Genomic DNA, 18006 nt, shown 5'->3' with positions numbered 1-18006 from the left:
ATTTGAATGAGTTTTCTATTCGCACTGGCTTTGATGGCCGGATTGGCCGTGTTGCTTGGCGCAGTTTTGGGTTGGGCGGCGATTAAATTTAAGGTCGATGAAGATCCCTTGGTGGATAAAATCGACGCAGTGTTGCCACAAACCCAGTGCGGCCAGTGCGGCTATCCGGGTTGTAAACCGTATGCGACGGCGATTGCCAATGATGAAGCGCCGATTAATCAATGTCCACCGGGTGGAACGGATGGGATTCATAAACTGGCGGAGTTGCTGGGTAAAGAATTTATTCCTTTTGATGATGGCGGCGGCGCGGCCGAAAAACCACGTGCGGTGGCGGTGATTCGTGAAGACGTGTGTATCGGCTGTACGCTGTGCATTCAAGCCTGCCCAGTCGACGCGATTGTTGGCGCCGCCAAGCAGATGCATACGGTGATTGAATCAGAATGCACTGGTTGCGAGCTGTGTATTGCGCCGTGCCCAGTCGATTGCATCGATATGGTTGTTGTCGGTGAAAACGTGAATACATGGAAATGGCGTTATCCGGTGATTCAACTAAAGCAGGTGAAATAAATGAGTGCGACGTTGAGTTACGAGATTTTTCCATTTCATGGTGGCGTTCATCCGCCCGAGATGAAAGATTTATCCAATCGCTCGCCGATTGTGGCGATGCCGATTCCGGCACGGTTATCGATTCCTTTGCAGCAAAGCATTGGCAATATCGCGCAGCCCTTAGTGAGCGTGGGGGATCGCGTCCTCAAAGGACAAATGATTGCCGCAGCCAATGGCAATATTTCAGCTGCAGTGCACGCGCCAACGTCGGGGCAAGTCATTGCGCTTGATGCGCAAGCCGTGGCGCATCCATCGGGTTTGACGCAAAGCTGCCTGACATTGGCCAGCGACGGGCTCGATGAATGGATTGCGCGCGAAAAATTTGATTGGCGCGCCGCGATGCAACGGGGTGACGCCAAAGCGATTCGCGAATACGTGCAAAACATGGGCGTGGTTGGGCAGGGCGGTGCGGTGTTTCCGTCGCATCTGAAGCTAATCAGCCGCGAGCCGCTCGATACCTTGATTATTAACGGCGCTGAATGTGAGCCGTATATCACTTGCGATGATCGATTAATGCGCGAGCGCGCCATTGAGATCGTTGCCGGCATTGCCATTGTTCGGCAATTACTCAATGCCAATCAAGTGCTCATCGGCATCGAAGACAATAAACCCGAGGCGATTGAAGCTTTGCGTACGGCGCTAATGGGCTGCGGATTTAGCGCTCAAGTCGTGGTGGTACCGACACTTTACCCATCGGGTGGCGCTAAACAACTGATTAAACTGCTGACTAATATCGAAGTGCCTAGCGGCGTTCGTTCCACCGATTTGGGCGTGCAATGCTTTAATGTGGCGACGATTTACAGTATTTATGCGGCGCTAGAGCACGCTGAGCCGGTGATTTCACGGGTGGTCACGCTCACCGGTAATGTCGAAAAACCGTGCAATGTTGAGGCTTTGATTGGTACGCCGATTGACGATTTATTAAAATTTGCCGGACTGAAATCACCCAGTGACTGCATTTATGGCGGGCCGATGATGGGCTTTACCTTGCCATCAACACAAGTCGGTTTAACCAAGGCCGGTAACTGCATTATTGCGATGGATGCGGCGAACTTCCCCGAAAAACCTCGTGAAATGCCGTGTATTCGTTGTGGCGAATGCGCGGTAGCGTGTCCGCAAGAATTGCAGCCCATGGATTTGTATTGGTTTGCGCGTAGTAAAAACTTTGGCAAGGCGCAAGAGCGCAATCTATTTGATTGCATCGAATGCGGCGCTTGCGCTTATGTGTGCCCATCGAGTATTCAGCTGGTGGATTATTATCGCTTTGCCAAATCCGAAATCTGGGATGCCGAGCGCGCGAAAAAATCTGCCGATACCGCGCGTGAACGCCACGAATTTAAGCAGTTCCGCGAAGAGCGTGAAAAAGAAGAAAAAGCCGCGCGCTTAGCGGCGCGAGCTGCGGGTCAATCTGTTTCGGCCAGCGCCGCGCCAAAACCACCGGTGGGTGAAGTTGCTGCAACGGAGGTCAGCGTGGCGCCTGCTGCTGATGGCGACGATAAAGCCGCGAAAATTCGTGCGGCAATGGCACGTGCGGCGGCCGCCAAAGGTGAAACGCCTGCAAGCAGCGCGGCTGCGCCAACAATCGACGCCGATAAAGCGGCGAAAATTAAAGCTGCGATGGCAGCAGCAGCTGCGAAAAAAGCTGCTGCAAATACCCCCGCAGCGCATAACCCTGCAGATGTTGCTGGTGCTGGCTTACAGCAAGATACTGTAGCTAAACCAGCGATGGATGAAGAAAAAGCCGCCAAGATTCGTGCGGCAATGGCTGCAGCGGCAGCCAAAAAGGCCGAGAAAGCAGTACAAGACGCGAAGGACGCGGGTGAATCCGTTCCTGCGCCCGTCGTTGCGCCAGCAACGGTTGAGAAACCGGCGATAGATGAAGAAAAAGCCGCCAAGATTCGCGCTGCAATGGCTGCAGCAGCAGCCAAAAAAGCAGCGAAGGCTGCGGGTGACACCGCTCCTGTCGTCGAGCCGGTTATTGCGGGTGTTGAAAAGACCGTCGAGGCTGTGGCTGAAAAACCGGCCATCGACGAAGAAAAAGCCGCCAAGATTCGTGCGGCAATGGCTGCTGCGGCAGCTAAAAAAGCAGCGAAGGCAGCGGGTGACGCCGCTCCTGTCGTCGAGCCGGTTATTGCGGGTGTTGAAAAGACCGTCGAGGCTGTGGCTGAAAAACCGGCCATCGACGAAGAAAAAGCCGCCAAGATTCGTGCGGCAATGGCTGCTGCGGCAGCCAAAAAAGCCGCGAAGGCTGCGCAGTCGGATAAGGATGCGCAATGAGCGATTTAGCGTCGATGCGCAAGCAATATCATTTACGGCCGTCGCCCGAAGGCTTGAAAGCATGGGATGTGCATCATCTGATTGCGCAAAGTGGGCAGTTGCCCTTGGTACGTGTGCCCTTAAGTCAGATCGCTGAGTTAGATCAGAACTACTGGTTTGACGTCGGCGGCGAACAGCCAACGGGGCGAGTGATTGCCGAGCACGTCAAATTGATTACGGCAAGCAACTTAGCTTATCCGATTATTTTATCGCAAGACGGTCGCGTTATGGATGGCATGCATCGCGTACTCAAAGCCTATATTCAGGGCGCTGAATACATTGATGCCGTGCAGTTTGTGCAAGATCCCGCCCCCGATTTCATTGGGGTGGCGGTTGATGATCTTCCTTATTAAGTATTCACTGGAATGGGTATGAGAACTTCTCCGCATTTAATCAAACCAACGCCGCTGCAAGTGGTGATGCTCAAAGTCGCCGTGGCTTTGCTGCCTGGTATCGCTGCGTATGCTTGGGTGTTTGGCGCTGGTATTTTGTTGCAAATCTTGCTCGCTACCGTGACCGCGCTGGCCACCGAAGCGGCGTGCTTAAAATTACGCAACTATCCAATCAAGCCTTTTATTACCGATGGATCGGCGATTGTCACTGCATGGTTGTTGGCGCTGTCTTTACCGCCGCTGTCTAGTTGGTGGATGGTGGTGTTGGCCACCGTGATTGCAATTGGCTTGGCCAAGCATTTATATGGCGGTTTGGGGCAAAATCCATTTAATCCGGCGATGGTGGGTTTTGCGGTGATGATGGTGTCGTTTCCGGCGCAGATGAGCCGCTGGAATGCACCGCTGTCTTTGCCGAGTGTGGATTTAACGTCTTGGCAGCAGTTTGGGTATATCTTGAGCGGGCACCTGCCACAAGGGCTGTCGTTCGATACCCTTGCATCGGCTACGCCACTCGATAGCGTTAAAACCGCTTTGCTACAGCAACACAGCATGAGCGATATTTTTAGTGGCGCGATTTTTCAGTCAGCCGATTGCTTGAGTTTTCTACCGAGTTCAGTGGCGTTAATCGCCGTGGGCTATTTGCTGGGCGGCTTGTATTTGTTGCAACAGCGCATTATTGCGTGGCCATTGCCGGTGGCGTTTTTGACGGTGTTATTGGGCATGTCGGGATTGTTTCACCTGATTAATCCAGCGCAATACACTAGCCCCGCGTTTCACTTACTCAGTGGCGCAGCGGTGTTGGGTGCATTTTTTATCGTTACCGATCCGGTGACTGCGCCAACTACTTTGCGGGGGCGCTTGATTTACGCGGCGTTAATTGGTTTGCTCACTTGGCTGATTCGCACTTTTGGCGGCTATCCCGACGGGGTGGCGTTTGCGGTGTTGATTATGAATATTGCCGCGCCGTTTATTGATCAATACACGCAGCCGGCGGTTTTCGGGCGTAAGCCGCAGCAGGGAGTTAAGCATGGACATTAAAACCCTTTACCACAGCGCCATAGCGACGCAGAGGGAAAGCAAAGTGTTCGTGGGTTTCTCTGTGTCTTTGTGCCACTGTGGGGCTTTTTCAGGGCAATGTGTGGGGATGAAAGCATGAAAACTATGGTGCAAAATGGCGTTCGCGGTGCTTTGACTTTATTGGTTTTTGCCCTGGTTTTCACCGCCCTCATGGCCGGAACTTATGCCTTGACCAAGGACAGTGTCGCCAAAAACGAGCGCGATGCCCGCGCGGCGTTGATCGCGCAAGTATTGCCTGCTGGCAGTTATGACAACGAGTTGCTGCTGGATGCGCTACCGCAAACTGCGGCGGCACAACAGCAGTTGAATAATCCCGCCGGCGCGCAGATTTATCGTGCGATTAAAGATGGCCAAACCACGGCGGTGGTGGTGGAAACGATTGCGCCAGATGGCTATTCGGGCAAGATTAAATTATTGGTCGGCGTGAGCCGCGCCGGGCAGATTTTGGGCGTTCGCGTTGTGGCGCACAAAGAAACGCCGGGCTTGGGCGATTATATTGATGTCGCCAAGTCGAATTGGATTTTGGGTTTTGATGGTAAATCGCTATCGTCGCCAACGGCCGATTTATGGCGGGTTAAAAAAGATGGTGGCGCTTTTGATGCTGCAGCGGGGGCAACCATTAGCCCGCGTGCGGTGGTAAAAGCGGTGAAAAACACCTTGAGTTACGTGGCGGCCGAGCATGCCACTTTGTTTGGAGCCTAAGCATGGCCTTGTTAACACAAGACGAAAGCAAAACGATTATTCAAAACAGCATTTGGAAACAAAATGCGGCCTTAGGGCAGTTTTTGGGCCTGTGTCCGGTGCTGGTGATTTCAAGCAATATTGTGAATGGCATTTCGCTGGGTTTGGCGACGAGCTTGGTGATGTTGATTTCAAGTGCGGCGATTGCCTGCATTCGGACCTTGGTGCCCAATGAATTACGTGCGCCGATTTTTATTTTAATCATCGCTGCCTTGGTGACGATGGTCGATTTATTGATGAATGCCTATGTGCATGATTTGTACGTGGTGTTGGGGATTTTTATTCCTTTGATTACCACTAACTGCATCGTATTAGCGCGGGCTGAAGCGTATGCGTCTAAAAACGGCGTGGCGCAATCGGCGCTCGACGGCGTGATGATGGGTTTGGGGCTCACGCTGGTGCTGGCGATTTTGGGTGCGATGCGCGAGTTAGTTGGCAAAGGCACCTTGCTGTCGGGTATTGATCTGGTGTTTGGCGCTGGCGCTAAATCATGGGTGATTCACGTTATTCCTGCTGAATACAATTATCAATTCTTGCTCGCCATCTTGCCGCCCGGCGCGTTTATTGGCTTGGGCTTTTTGATTGCCGGTAAACAGGCACTCGATCGCCGCGCAGAAGCCAAGGCTAAGTTGATTGTTCAATTGCAGGTTACGATGAATCAACAAGGGATTTAGTTTATGGAAACGGCACTTATTGGTGGTTTTACTGCGATTGTTATTGCAATATTGTCTGCTAGCTTAGGTTATTACTGGACTAAAAAAAGAGAGCAAGCGGCTGAGTTACGCAAAGCAAAGCTGGAGCTATATCAAAATTTTCTTTCCGCTTACAGTGCTGCTCGTACTGATCCTAGTCATGAAGAAAAGAGAGAGTTATTGATCAAAGAGGCTAATGCTATGTACCTCATAGCATCTCCAAGTGTGATCATCGCTTGGCAGAATTACAAGCAAGCGGTAAAGGAAAATAGTTGCGAGACCCAACAGAAAGAGAATTTGTTTTTCTATGAGGTACGGGAAGATTTGGGTACAAATGCTAAAGCCAAGTATTCAAGCTTCAAAGTTGAAATGTCTACATATTAAATTGAAATGAATAATCAAACCCGTTACACCTTTTATGCGCGTTTGGCTGAGTTAGATCCTAATCCAACCACAGAACTGAACTACACCACGCCGTTTGAGCTGCTGACGGCGGTATTGCTATCGGCGCAGGCGACCGATGTGGGCGTGAATAAAGCGACCAAGGTGTTGTTCCCTGTGGCCAATACCCCCGAGGGGATTCTGGCGCTAGGGCTTGATGGGCTTGAGTCCTACATCAATACCATTGGCCTTTTTCGCAGTAAAGCCAAGCATTTGCTGCAAACCTGCCAAATGTTAATCGACTTACATGGCGGCGAAGTGCCGCGAGATCGGGAGAGCTTAGAGGCGCTGCCCGGTGTAGGGCGTAAAACGGCCAACGTGGTGATGAACACGGCGTTTGGTATACCGACGATTGCGGTGGATACGCATATTTTCCGAATTGGCAATCGCACCGGTTTGGCCAAGGGTAAAGACGTGCGGGCGGTGGAGGACAAATTACTCAAGGTGACGCCGCCAGAATTTTTACTCAATGCGCATCACTGGTTGATTTTGCATGGCCGTTATATTTGCAAAGCGCGCAAACCAGAATGCTGGCGCTGCATTGAAAATGATATCTGCGATTACCGCAGTAAAATCATGACGCCACCCAAAGGCTTTTGATGGGTATATCGATGTGGCGCTTTTTAAAAGCGAATTGCATCGATATACCGTTGGGCTTGATCTTTTATATGGCTTGCAATCGCACGGGGCTTATTCCAAAATCGCACTAAAGATGTAGTGTTCGAGCACTAGGCGTTCTGGTGTGGTCAGTGGAATGAATTCCAAACCATATTGAATTGCCTGATTTGGCATTTCTGATTTTTGATTTTTAACGATGGCTCGAATATTCATCGTGTGATCAATGCCTGCCGCATGTAGGCGTAGCGCCATGCTGATTTCTTGATCAGTTGCTAACTGCAGATTGCTGCCTTCAAGCATGGCACCGCTGGCCGATAGATTGGTGATTTTTGCTGGTGTGCTATGAACACCATCGCCGCTAATACTGGCAATCAAATGGGTATTCACCCGCAGGCTATTGCGTAATTGGCGAATTTGCAATGTGTCTGGCCAGCTTAGGTGCAAGTAGGGAAAAGGTGAAAAGCAAACTTTTTCAATCACCGCATCAAATGAAATCACATCTTTACCGGCAATGGTTTTGGCTTTAATCGATTGCCCTTCCCGATACGGTAAGACCGCCCCATGGGCATTGAGCGCGCTAATTAACACCCCCATTTTATCGACCCAGCCAATCAGTTTGACTGATTCACTGTGATTGTGTGTATCCGTATTGAGTTGGATATGTAGTGCGCTACCGGGGGATAATTTAAATTGTGCTAAATGTCGTTTAATGGGTACGGGTTTGGCGATGACTCGCTCTGTGGGCGGTGTCTTGCTGTGGACTCGCGCGCCACCTACTGCGCCTGCAACTCGAACGCCGCGCCATGCTGGATTACGAAACATGCCTAGTTTATTCAGCGTTTCCAGTTGTTTTTGGGTGTGGATGATTTGTCCAGCGTTCAGCAGTAATTGATTGTCGGCATCAAAGATGGCGTAGGGTGTCGGTTCGCCAACAACCAATTCTTGCTGGCGAAGGGGGACGAGGTCAGATTGGGCCATGCAGTTCACCAAAGATAAGCCATGTATATAAGCTATTCTTGTAATCTAACTTTGCCTTCACGCCAAGCATCCGGCTGGCGGCGTTGCATTGTAGCGACGTGATACCATCTTATTTCTGTTTAAACCGAGTTCTCCATGCTGCATTTGCTTAATTCTCCTCAGCGCGCTGCCGTGCAATATCTGTCTGGCCCTTGTTTGGTGCTAGCTGGCGCTGGCTCGGGTAAAACGCGAGTGATCACGCAAAAAATCGCTTACTTAATCGAAGAAGCGCAAATGGATGCGCGCAATATCGCCGCGATTACCTTTACCAATAAAGCGGCGCGAGAAATGCAGGAACGGGTGGCGAGCTTATTACCGGCGAGTCATCTGAAAGGTTTAACAGTTTCGACGTTTCATAGTTTGGGTATGAGAATCTTGCGCGAAGAAGCCGCGCACTTGGGCTATAAGCCGAAGTTTTCAATTTTGGATTCGGCCGATTCGGCCAAAATTATCGCCGATCAATTGATCACCACTGATAAATCATTGATTCGCGCTACAGTCAGCCAAATCTCCACGTTAAAAAGTGATCGAATTTCGCCCACGCAAGCTTTAGCCATCGCCACTTCAGAGGGCGAAGTGCAGTTGGCCAAATTGTATCGTGCTTATCAAGACACCTTATTTGCTTATCAAGCGATTGATTTTGACGATTTGATTCGTCTGCCGGTGGATTTATTTGAGGCGCATCCCGAGGTCTTGCAAAAATGGCAGCATCGTTTGCGCTATTTATTGATCGACGAATATCAAGACACCAATACCACGCAGTACCAATTGGTCAAACAACTGACCGAGTTAACTGGGCAATTTACTGCGGTAGGGGATGACGATCAGAGTATTTATGCTTGGCGCGGCGCGAATGTCGAAAATCTAAATTTGCTGCGGATTGATTTCCCTAAATTGCACGTGATTAAGTTGGAGCAAAATTATCGCTCTGTGGCGCGGATTTTGCGCTGCGCTAATGCGGTGATCTCGAATAATCCAAAATTATTCGAGAAACAATTATGGTCTGATCTTGGGATTGGCGATTTGGTGCAAGTGGTCGAAACCAAAGGTGAAGACGATGAGGCTCGTTTGGTCGCCGAGCGTTTGAAAATGCATATGGCGCTCAACGGCACCAGTTTTGCCGATTATGCGGTGCTGTATCGCGGTAATTTTCAGTCGCGGATTATTGAAGCGCAAATGCGCGCCGAGAATATTCCGTATGTGATGTCGGGCGGGCAAAGCTTTTTTGACAACGCTGAAATCAAAGACGTACTGGCGTATTTGCATTTGATTGCTAACGAAGACGACGAGCCGGCCTTTATCCGTGCGGTCACGACGCCCAAACGCGGTATTGGCAATGTCACGTTGGAAAAATTGGGCAGTTATGCCAAAGAGCGGCAAGTTTCTTTGTTTGCGGCCGTGTTTGAAGAAGGTTTTGCGCATCAGATTCAACCCGCGCAGCGCGAAATGCTTTATACCTTCTGCCGATTTATTCAGCGGATGCAAGACAAAGTTAAATCAGAACCGGCCGATCAGCTGTTTCGTGAAATTGTTGGGGCGATTGATTTTGAAACTTGGCTATACGAATCAGAAGACCCAAAGCCCGCCGAAAGTAAATGGAACAATATCCTGAGCTTGGGCGAGATGATTAAAAAGAAAGTCGATAGCGCTGGTAGTAATTTGGACGAAATCACGCAAAATTTTGACTTGCGCATCATGCTTGAAGGTCGTTCAGAAGATGAAATCGATGCGGTACGTTTATCAACCCTGCATGCGAGTAAAGGTCTGGAATACCCGCATGTGTTTTTAATCGGCTGCGAAGAAGATATTTTGCCGCATCAAAATTCAATTGAATCGGGCATGGTCGAAGAAGAGCGGCGATTAATGTATGTCGGCATTACCCGAGCGCAGCGCAGTTTAACGATTACCTATTGCGGCAAAAGGAAACGCGCCGGTGAATGGCAAATTACGCGGCCGAGTCGTTTCTTAGATGAGTTGCCAGCCGCAGATGTGATGTTTAGCGGGCGTTTAGCCGCCAAATATGAGCCATCACCCGATATTAAGAAAGAGCATTCCAGTCTAGCGGCGAAAATGTTAGCGAATTTAGGGGCAAAAACGGCGAAATAAGCATTTAGCGTGATTTATATTTGCCACCAATGCTTCAAGCCCTTCTGTGTTTTACAATGTATCAGAATTAATGTTGAAACTAGATCTTTTTAAATTCAACTACTTAGCGTCTTCGTTTGGTTTTCTTTGCAACTAGGTATTGACGTACTTTCGGTGGGTGGGTATAGTTCGGCCTCTCTGCTGCTGACACAGCAAACGAAACAAGCGGTTTTCCAGCTGGTTTCAGTGTCTAAGCCACTGATCTTTAACAAAATACAGCCGATGAGTGTGAGTGCTTGGTTTGCCAGTCAAACAAGTGCTTACACTCAAGATATAAAAGAAATCTTGGTTTCTAACCAAGTGTTTCTTTGAGTAATGAGTACTAAGCCAAGTATGTAAATTCAGCTAGATTAAACGAAAGAGTTTGATCCTGGCTCAGATTGAACGCTGGCGGCATGCTTTACACATGCAAGTCGAACGGTAACAGGGTGCTTGCACCGCTGACGAGTGGCGAACGGGTGAGTAATACATCGGAATGTACCCAGTAATGGGGGATAACGCTTCGAAAGGAGTGCTAATACCGCATACGCCCTGAGGGGGAAAGTGGGGGACCGCAAGGCCTCACGTTATTGGAGCAGCCGATGGCTGATTAGCTAGTTGGTAGGGTAAAGGCCTACCAAGGCAACGATCAGTAGCGGGTCTTAGAGGACGATCCGCCACACTGGAACTGAGACACGGTCCAGACTCCTACGGGAGGCAGCAGTGGGGAATCTTGGACAATGGGCGAAAGCCTGATCCAGCAATGCCGCGTGCGTGAAGAAGGCCTTCGGGTTGTAAAGCGCTTTTGTCGGGGAGGAAATCCTAGTGGTTAATAACTACTGGGGATGACAGTACCCGAAGAATAAGGACCGGCTAACTACGTGCCAGCAGCCGCGGTAATACGTAGGGTCCAAGCGTTAATCGGAATTACTGGGCGTAAAGCGTCCGCAGGTGGCTTGATAAGATAGACGTGAAATCCCTGGGCTCAACCTAGGAATTGCGTTTATGACTGTCTCGCTAGAGTATGGGAGAGGGGGGTGGAATTCCACGTGTAGCAGTGAAATGCGTAGAGATGTGGAGGAACACCGATGGCGAAGGCAACCCCCTGGCCTAATACTGACACTCATGGACGAAAGCGTGGGGAGCAAACAGGATTAGATACCCTGGTAGTCCACGCCCTAAACGATGTCTACTAGTTGTTGGGCTTTTCGGAGCTTAGTAACGCAGCTAACGCGTGAAGTAGACCGCCTGGGGAGTACGGTCGCAAGACTAAAACTCAAAGGAATTGACGGGGGCCCGCACAAGCGGTGGATGATGTGGATTAATTCGATGCAACGCGAAAAACCTTACCTGGTCTTGACATGTACGGAAGTCCGTAGAGATATGGATGTGCCTTCGGGAACCGTAACACAGGTGCTGCATGGCTGTCGTCAGCTCGTGTCGTGAGATGTTGGGTTAAGTCCCGCAACGAGCGCAACCCTTGCCATTAGTTGCTAACATTTAGTTGAGCACTTTAATGGGACTGCCGGTGACAAACCGGAGGAAGGTGGGGATGACGTCAAGTCCTCATGGCCCTTATGACCAGGGCTTCACACGTCATACAATGGTCGGTACAGAGGGTCGCCAACCCGCGAGGGGGAGCTAATCTCACAAAACCGATCGTAGTCCGGATTGCACTCTGCAACTCGAGTGCATGAAGTCGGAATCGCTAGTAATCGCGGATCAGCATGTCGCGGTGAATACGTTCCCGGGCCTTGTACACACCGCCCGTCACACCATGGGAGTGGGTTTTACCAGAAGTAGCTAGGATAACCTTCGGGAGTCCGGTTACCACGGTAGGATTCATGACTGGGGTGAAGTCGTAACAAGGTAGCCGTAGGGGAACCTGCGGCTGGATCACCTCCTTTCAAGAGAAAGATTGGTAGATTAAGTACTCACACTCATCGGCTGTAGATTTGAAAGAAACGATATGGGTCAGTAGCTCAGTTGGTTAGAGCACCGTGTTGATAACGCGGGGGTCATAGGTTCGATTCCTATCTGACCCACCAGTATCACGGGGGTTTAGCTCATCTGGTAGAGCACCTGCTTTGCAAGCAGGGGGTGAACGGTTCGAGTCCGTTAACCTCCACCATTATCTGCTGTAGAAAATAGAATTCTATGTATTGCACGTTGTTGGGTGCAGTGTATTTTATTCTGGTTTCTAAAATTAGATAAATCGGCTGTTTATATTTAGATATGAATGATTGATTTTAGTAATATCGCTCTTTAACAAAATAGAAGAAGTAATTAATTCCAATAAACATTGTAATGGAATTAAATAAAACAATAACTGCGTGCAGTTGTGGTTGAGTTTAATTTCAAAGTAAAAATATTGGGTTGATTGTATCTGTTCAGTTGTGCTGGTCTCATGCCAGTGGAACTGAACCGCAAGTGAAATGAGAACTCACTTGCAAGTCGCAAATACGATTTCAGTAATCTGAGATACGTTTTACGTGTTTGAGGTTATAGGATCAAGCGAATAAGTGCATCTGGTGGATGCCTTGGCGATGATAGGCGACGAAGGACGTGATAGCCTGCGATAAGCGTGGGGGAGCTGGCAAAGTGCTTTGATCCCACGATTTCCGAATGGGGAAACCCGGCCCTTTTGGGTCATCCTAGACTGAATACATAGGTCTAGCGAAGCGAACCCGGTGAACTGAAACATCTAAGTAACCGGAGGAAAAGAAATCAACCGAGATTCCCAAAGTAGTGGCGAGCGAAATGGGAAGAGCCTGTACGTGATAGCAGTAGACTTAATAGAATGGAATGGAAAGTCCAACCATAGTGGGTGATAGTCCCGTATATGAAAAGTCAATTGTGGTACTAAGCGTACGAGAAGTAGGGCGGGACACGAGAAATCCTGTTTGAAGATGGGGGGACCATCCTCCAAGGCTAAATACTCATCATCGACCGATAGTGAACCAGTACCGTGAGGGAAAGGCGAAAAGAACCCCGGGAGGGGAGTGAAATAGAACCTGAAACCGGATGCATACAAACAGTGGGAGCCCTTGAAAAATGGGGTGACTGCGTACCTTTTGTATAATGGGTCAGCGACTTACGTTCAGTAGCGAGCTTAACCGAATAGGGGAGGCGTAGGGAAACCGAGTCCGAATAGGGCGCATAGTTGCTGGGCGTAGACCCGAAACCAAGTGATCTATCCATGGCCAGGATGAAGGTGCGGTAACACGCACTGGAGGTCCGAACCCACTAACGTTGCAAAGTTAGGGGATGAGCTGTGGATAGGGGTGAAAGGCTAAACAAACTTGGAAATAGCTGGTTCTCCTCGAAAACTATTTAGGTAGTGCCTCATGTATCACTGACGGGGGTAAAGCACTGTTATGGCTAGGGGGTCATCGCGACTTACCAAACCATGGCAAACTCTGAATACCGTCAAGTGCGAGCATGGGAGACAGACCTGGGGTGCTAACGTCCTGGGTCAAGAGGGAAACAACCCAGACCGCCGTCTAAGGTCCCAAATGATCAATTAAGTGGAAAACGAGGTGGGAAGGCACAGACAGCCAGGATGTTGGCTTAGAAGCAGCCATCATTTAAAGAAAGCGTAATAGCTCACTGGTCGAGTCGTCCTGCGCGGAAGATGTAACGGGGCTCAAATTGATAACCGAAGACGCGGATATGACCATTTATGGCATATGGTAGAGGAGCGTTCTGTAAGCCTGTGAAGGTGTCTTGAGAAGGATGCTGGAGGTATCAGAAGTGCGAATGCTGACATGAGTAGCGATAAAGGGAGTGAAAAGCTCCCTCACCGAAAACCCAAGGTTTCCTGCGCAACGTTCATCGGCGCAGGGTGAGTCGGCCCCTAAGGCGAGGCAGAAATGCGTAGTCGATGGGAAACAGGTTAATATTCCTGTACTTGATATAAGTGCGATGTGGGGACGGAGAAGGTTAGGTTAGCCAACTGTTGGAATAGTTGGTTTAAGTGTGTAGGCGGGTGTCTTAGGCAAATCCGGGACGCTGTTAACGCTGAGGCATGATGACGATTCACTTAGGTGATGAAGTAACTGATACCCTGCTTCCAAGAAAAGCCACTAAGCTTCAGCTTATATTGAACCGTACCGCAAACCGACACAGGTGGGTAGGAAGAGTATTCTAAGGTGCTTGAGAGAACTCGGGAGAAGGAACTCGGCAAATTAACACCGTAACTTCGGGAGAAGGTGTGCCTTATTGGTGAAGAACCTTGCGTTTGGAGCTATATAAGGCCGCAGAGAAATGGGGGCTGCGACTGTTTATCAAAAACACAGCACTCTGCCAACACGAAAGTGGATGTATAGGGTGTGACGCCTGCCCGGTGCTGGAAGGTTAATTGATGGGGTGCAAGCTCTTGATCGAAGCCCCAGTAAACGGCGGCCGTAACTATAACGGTCCTAAGGTAGCGAAATTCCTTGTCGGGTAAGTTCCGACCCGCACGAATGGCGTAACGATGGCCCTACTGTCTCCTCCCGAGACTCAGCGAAGTTGAAGTGTTTGTGAAGATGCAATCTCCCCGCTGCTAGACGGAAAGACCCCGTGAACCTTTACTGTAGCTTTGCATTGGACTTTGAAGTGGTTTGTGTAGGATAGGTGGGAGGCTTTGAAGCAGAGACGCTAGTTTCTGTGGAGCCGTCCTTGAAATACCACCCTGACCCCTTTGAGGTTCTAACCTTGGTCCGTTATCCGGATCGGGGACCGTGCATGGTAGGCAGTTTGACTGGGGCGGTCTCCTCCCAAATTGTAACGGAGGAGCTCGAAGGTCGCCTAGGTACGGTCGGACATCGTACTGATAGTGTAATGGCAAAAGGCGGCTTAACTGCGAGACCGACAAGTCGAGCAGGTGCGAAAGCAGGACATAGTGATCCGGTGGTTCTGTATGGAAGGGCCATCGCTCAACGGATAAAAGGTACTCCGGGGATAACAGGCTGATTCCGCCCAAGAGTTCACATCGACGGCGGAGTTTGGCACCTCGATGTCGGCTCATCACATCCTGGGGCTGTAGCCGGTCCCAAGGGTATGGCTGTTCGCCATTTAAAGTGGTACGTGAGCTGGGTTCAAAACGTCGTGAGACAGTTTGGTCCCTATCTGCAGTGGGCGTTGGAAATTTGAGAGGGGCTGCTCCTAGTACGAGAGGACCGGAGTGGACTGACCTCTGGTGTACCGGTTGTCACGCCAGTGGCATTGCCGGGTAGCTAAGTCGGGAAGAGATAAGCGCTGAAAGCATCTAAGCGCGAAACTTGCCTCAAGATGAGATTTCCCTAGGGTTTTAAATCCTCTAAAGAGTCGTTCGAGACCAGGACGTTGATAGGTTGGGTGTGGAAGCGCAGTAATGCGTTAAGCTAACCAATACTAATTGCTCGTGAGGCTTGATCCTATAACCTGAAGCGCGTAGTGCGACGATGGATATAATCAATCCAAGTGTTGTTGTTGGAAAGTGTAGTATAATTACTTCTTCTATTGATTTTACGAGTTAGCGCTGTAGGTTGTGGTCTGAAAAGATAGCGGCTGAATGCGATAACTCTCGTGTAACTCGAAAGAGTTGCATCAGACAAGTTTTTGTCTGGCGACCATAGCGAGGTGGTCCCACTCCTTCCCATCCCGAACAGGACAGTGAAACACCTCAGCGCCGATGATAGTGCGGATTGCCCGTGTGAAAGTAGGTCATTGCCAGACTTCCCTATAAGTAGAAAGCCCGATTCGAAAGAGTCGGGCTTTTTGCTGTGTGCCGGATATGCGCAGCGTGGCAAGTACAGATACTTATATCCTGTATTCGATAGCAGCCTTTGCCTGATATGGCTCAGCTTGATATACCCGCTAGTGCTGGAATTTGTTTATTGTCTTGTATGGTTTGTGCGACAATTCAGGGATTCTTTTTGTATTTGGTTTATTCATGACGAGCGCAAGCGTTGCACGAGGTCGGTTTATTTCGGTAGAGGGCATTGATGGTGCTGGGAAAAGCACGCATTTAGCGTGGCTTGCTGCTTGGTTGCATCAGAAAGGCATCGCATTACAGCAATCAAGAGAACCCGGTGGGACGAGTTTAGGTGAAAAACTAAGGTCGCTGTTACTCAATGAGTCGATGTCTTTAGAAACTGAAGCTTTGTTGATGTTTGCCTCGCGAGCTCAGCATTTGACTGAGGTGATTGAGCCGGCATTAGCGCGAGGTGAATGGGTTTTATGTGATCGTTTTTCCGATGCGACATTTGCCTATCAATGTGGTGGCCGTGGCCTTGACCAGACCAAATTTGCGCAGCTTGAAGAGTGGGTACAAGGGCGTGAAGCAGGCTTAATCGAACCTGATTTGACGTTGATTTTTGATGTGCCACTTGAAGTGAGTCAGGCGCGAATGGCCAATGGCCGAGTGTTAGATCGATTTGAGCGTGAGCAACACGATTTTCATGCACGTGTTCGTGCCGCCTATCTGGAGCGAGCCCAGCAAAATCCTCAGCGAATTCGAGTCATTGATGCCAATCGACCATTAGCTGTGATTCAGGCCGAATTGGCGGAAATTTTTGCTGATTATGAATAAAACACCGACTTTATACCCGTGGCTACAGATTGCATGGCAAGAATTGCTGCGCGAGCGTGATCGCTGGCCACATGCTTTATTGCTGACAGGCGAGCCCGGGATTGGTAAGCGTGCTTTTGCAGTTTATCTTGCGCAATTTCTTCTTTGCGAAGACACAAAAAAATCAACGCAGCCTTGTGGTGTTTGCGATGGCTGTCGTTGGTTTTTGGCCGGCAATCATCCGGACTATCGCGTGTTACAGCCGGAGGACGCAGAAGAAGAGCGCCCTGACGAGACTGAGAGCAAAAAAGCCAAGAAAAAATCGGAAGTGATTCGGGTTGAAGATGTGCGCGCTTTGGCAGACTTTGTGAATCTCTCGGCACATCGACGCAGTGTGCGGGTGACTTTAGTGGTGCCCGCCGACACGATGAATGTGGCTGCAGCCAATGCATTTTTAAAAACGTTGGAAGAGCCGCCGGCTGGGGCAATCTTTATTTTGGTGGCTGATCACTGGCGACGGTTATTGCCAACGATACGTAGCCGTTGCCGTGTATTTCCTTTGGCGCTGCCTGATTCATCGGTGGCAATGCAATGGTTGAATGCCCATGGGGTGGTGAATCCGGCATTGCATTTGGCGCATACTGGCGGTGCGCCATTGGCGGCAATGGATGATGCCGCAGCAGAATGGCTCACCGTGCGGCAGAATTTTCTGACGCAGATTGCAGAACCCGCAACTTTAGATGTATTAAAACTCTGTACCGAATTAGATAAAGCCAAATTAGATACCGATTTAGTGATTACATGGCTACAGAAGTGGATTTACGATCTGATTAGTTTGGGCTTGGCAGGGAAAATTCGTTATTATCCTGATTGGCAAGATGCATTAACGCGTCTTGCCCCACGAGCGCCACTGTTGATGCAATACGTGAATCAACTCACTGATGCGCAAAAATTATCTCGTCATCCACTGAATCAGCGACTGGTTTTTGAAAATCTGCTGTTTGCCTATGTGGATGCCTTACGTGGGCCGTCTCGCCAAGGAAAAATATGAGCGAAGATCCAGTACGCGCCGCCGCCTCTCGTCCCGGTGTGCTGTCGCTAAATATTAAAGAAAAAGCCGCTTTATATGCGTCCTACATGCCGTTTATTAAAGGCGGTGGGATTTTTATTCCCACCAATAAGCTGTACAACTTAGGCGATGAAGTCTTTATGTTGTTGGCGCTGTTGGATGATCCGGCGCGGATTGCCGTTTCGGGCAACGTCGTTTGGCTTACACCGCCTGGCGCGCATAATAATCATCAGCAAGGCATCGGTGTTCAATTTTCTAGCAATGAAGCCGGCAATTTAGCACGGGTGAAGATAGAAAATTTACTCGGTGGTTATCTGCAATCAGGGCGGACAACGCACACGATGTAACTCTTTCGGTTATGATTCAAGCCGTGCCTTC

General features: G+C 49.7%; 13 protein-coding genes, 2 tRNA genes and 3 rRNA genes. 17 read left to right on the top strand and 1 reads right to left on the bottom strand.

Annotation, left to right across the window (positions count from 1 at the left end):
- Window positions 1–6 precede the first annotated feature (6 nt).
- From rsxB to nth, 8 genes are all read left to right on the top strand, one after another.
- Window positions 7–567, top strand: a complete 561-nt coding sequence (gene rsxB / locus K4H25_RS16085; protein ID WP_221021394.1) for an electron transport complex subunit RsxB — start codon at window positions 7–9, stop codon at window positions 565–567.
- The gene (gene rsxC, locus K4H25_RS16080) at window positions 568–2883 is read left to right on the top strand and encodes an electron transport complex subunit RsxC (RefSeq protein ID WP_221021393.1); all 2316 of its coding nucleotides are present in this window, start codon (window positions 568–570) and stop codon (window positions 2881–2883) included.
- Window positions 2880–3275: a hypothetical protein gene (locus K4H25_RS16075; protein ID WP_221021392.1), complete on the top strand. Its 396-nt coding sequence runs from the start codon at window positions 2880–2882 to the stop codon at window positions 3273–3275. The genes rsxC and K4H25_RS16075 overlap by 4 nt, the downstream gene beginning before the upstream one ends.
- Window positions 3276–3293: 18 nt before the next feature.
- The gene (locus tag K4H25_RS16070) at window positions 3294–4352 is read left to right on the top strand and encodes an RnfABCDGE type electron transport complex subunit D (protein WP_221021391.1); all 1059 of its coding nucleotides are present in this window, start codon (window positions 3294–3296) and stop codon (window positions 4350–4352) included.
- A gap of 114 nt (window positions 4353–4466) precedes the next feature.
- Window positions 4467–5093, top strand: a complete 627-nt coding sequence (gene rsxG / locus K4H25_RS16065; protein WP_221021390.1) for an electron transport complex subunit RsxG — start codon at window positions 4467–4469, stop codon at window positions 5091–5093.
- A gap of 2 nt (window positions 5094–5095) precedes the next feature.
- Complete coding sequence (locus K4H25_RS16060) at window positions 5096–5806, top strand: electron transport complex subunit E (RefSeq protein ID WP_221021389.1); 711 nt, start codon at window positions 5096–5098, stop codon at window positions 5804–5806.
- 3 nt (window positions 5807–5809) lie between these two features.
- Complete coding sequence (locus tag K4H25_RS16055) at window positions 5810–6208, top strand: hypothetical protein (RefSeq protein WP_221021388.1); 399 nt, start codon at window positions 5810–5812, stop codon at window positions 6206–6208.
- Window positions 6209–6214: 6 nt separating this feature from the next.
- The gene (nth, locus tag K4H25_RS16050; protein ID WP_221021387.1) at window positions 6215–6865 is read left to right on the top strand and encodes an endonuclease III; all 651 of its coding nucleotides are present in this window, start codon (window positions 6215–6217) and stop codon (window positions 6863–6865) included.
- Window positions 6866–6955: 90 nt separating this feature from the next.
- Here the strand turns inward: nth and K4H25_RS16045 are convergent, their stop codons facing one another.
- Entirely contained in the window at window positions 6956–7861 is a 906-nt protein-coding gene (locus K4H25_RS16045; protein ID WP_221021386.1) for a flagellar brake protein, read from the bottom strand.
- A gap of 135 nt (window positions 7862–7996) precedes the next feature.
- On the opposite strand from K4H25_RS16045, the gene K4H25_RS16040 reads away from it, so the two are divergent.
- The 9 genes from K4H25_RS16040 to K4H25_RS16000 all read left to right on the top strand — a co-directional run bounded on the left by K4H25_RS16040 (window position 7997) and on the right by K4H25_RS16000 (window position 17975).
- Window positions 7997–10006: a UvrD-helicase domain-containing protein gene (locus tag K4H25_RS16040; protein WP_221021385.1), complete on the top strand. Its 2010-nt coding sequence runs from the start codon at window positions 7997–7999 to the stop codon at window positions 10004–10006.
- Window positions 10007–10397: 391 nt separating this feature from the next.
- Window positions 10398–11931 (top strand): 16S ribosomal RNA (locus tag K4H25_RS16035).
- A gap of 64 nt (window positions 11932–11995) precedes the next feature.
- Window positions 11996–12072, top strand: a tRNA-Ile gene (locus K4H25_RS16030).
- A gap of 7 nt (window positions 12073–12079) precedes the next feature.
- Window positions 12080–12155, top strand: a tRNA-Ala gene (locus tag K4H25_RS16025).
- A 377-nt stretch (window positions 12156–12532) separates the two neighbouring features.
- Window positions 12533–15425: ribosomal RNA gene (locus K4H25_RS16020) — 23S ribosomal RNA — on the top strand.
- Between the two features lie 185 nt (window positions 15426–15610).
- Window positions 15611–15724 (top strand): 5S ribosomal RNA (gene rrf, locus K4H25_RS16015).
- The 16S, 23S and 5S rRNA genes sit together here with 2 tRNA genes alongside, the layout of an rRNA operon.
- Window positions 15725–15941: 217 nt before the next feature.
- Window positions 15942–16580 carry a dTMP kinase gene (gene tmk / locus K4H25_RS16010; protein ID WP_221021384.1) on the top strand — a complete coding sequence of 213 codons (639 nt, stop codon included), beginning with the start codon at window positions 15942–15944 and terminating at the stop codon, window positions 16578–16580.
- Complete coding sequence (gene holB, locus K4H25_RS16005) at window positions 16573–17610, top strand: DNA polymerase III subunit delta' (protein ID WP_255588227.1); 1038 nt, start codon at window positions 16573–16575, stop codon at window positions 17608–17610. Before tmk ends, holB begins: the two co-directional genes overlap by 8 nt.
- Window positions 17607–17975, top strand: coding sequence for a PilZ domain-containing protein (locus K4H25_RS16000; RefSeq protein ID WP_221021382.1), 369 nt, complete (start codon window positions 17607–17609; stop codon window positions 17973–17975). Before holB ends, K4H25_RS16000 begins: the two co-directional genes overlap by 4 nt.
- Window positions 17976–18006 lie beyond the last annotated feature (31 nt).

It is taken from the genome of Deefgea piscis (assembly GCF_019665785.1).
GTDB lineage: Bacteria > Pseudomonadota > Gammaproteobacteria > Burkholderiales > Chitinibacteraceae > Deefgea.
Note: the sequence above shows the minus strand (reverse complement) of the source record. Positions and strands in the feature narration are given on the sequence as shown.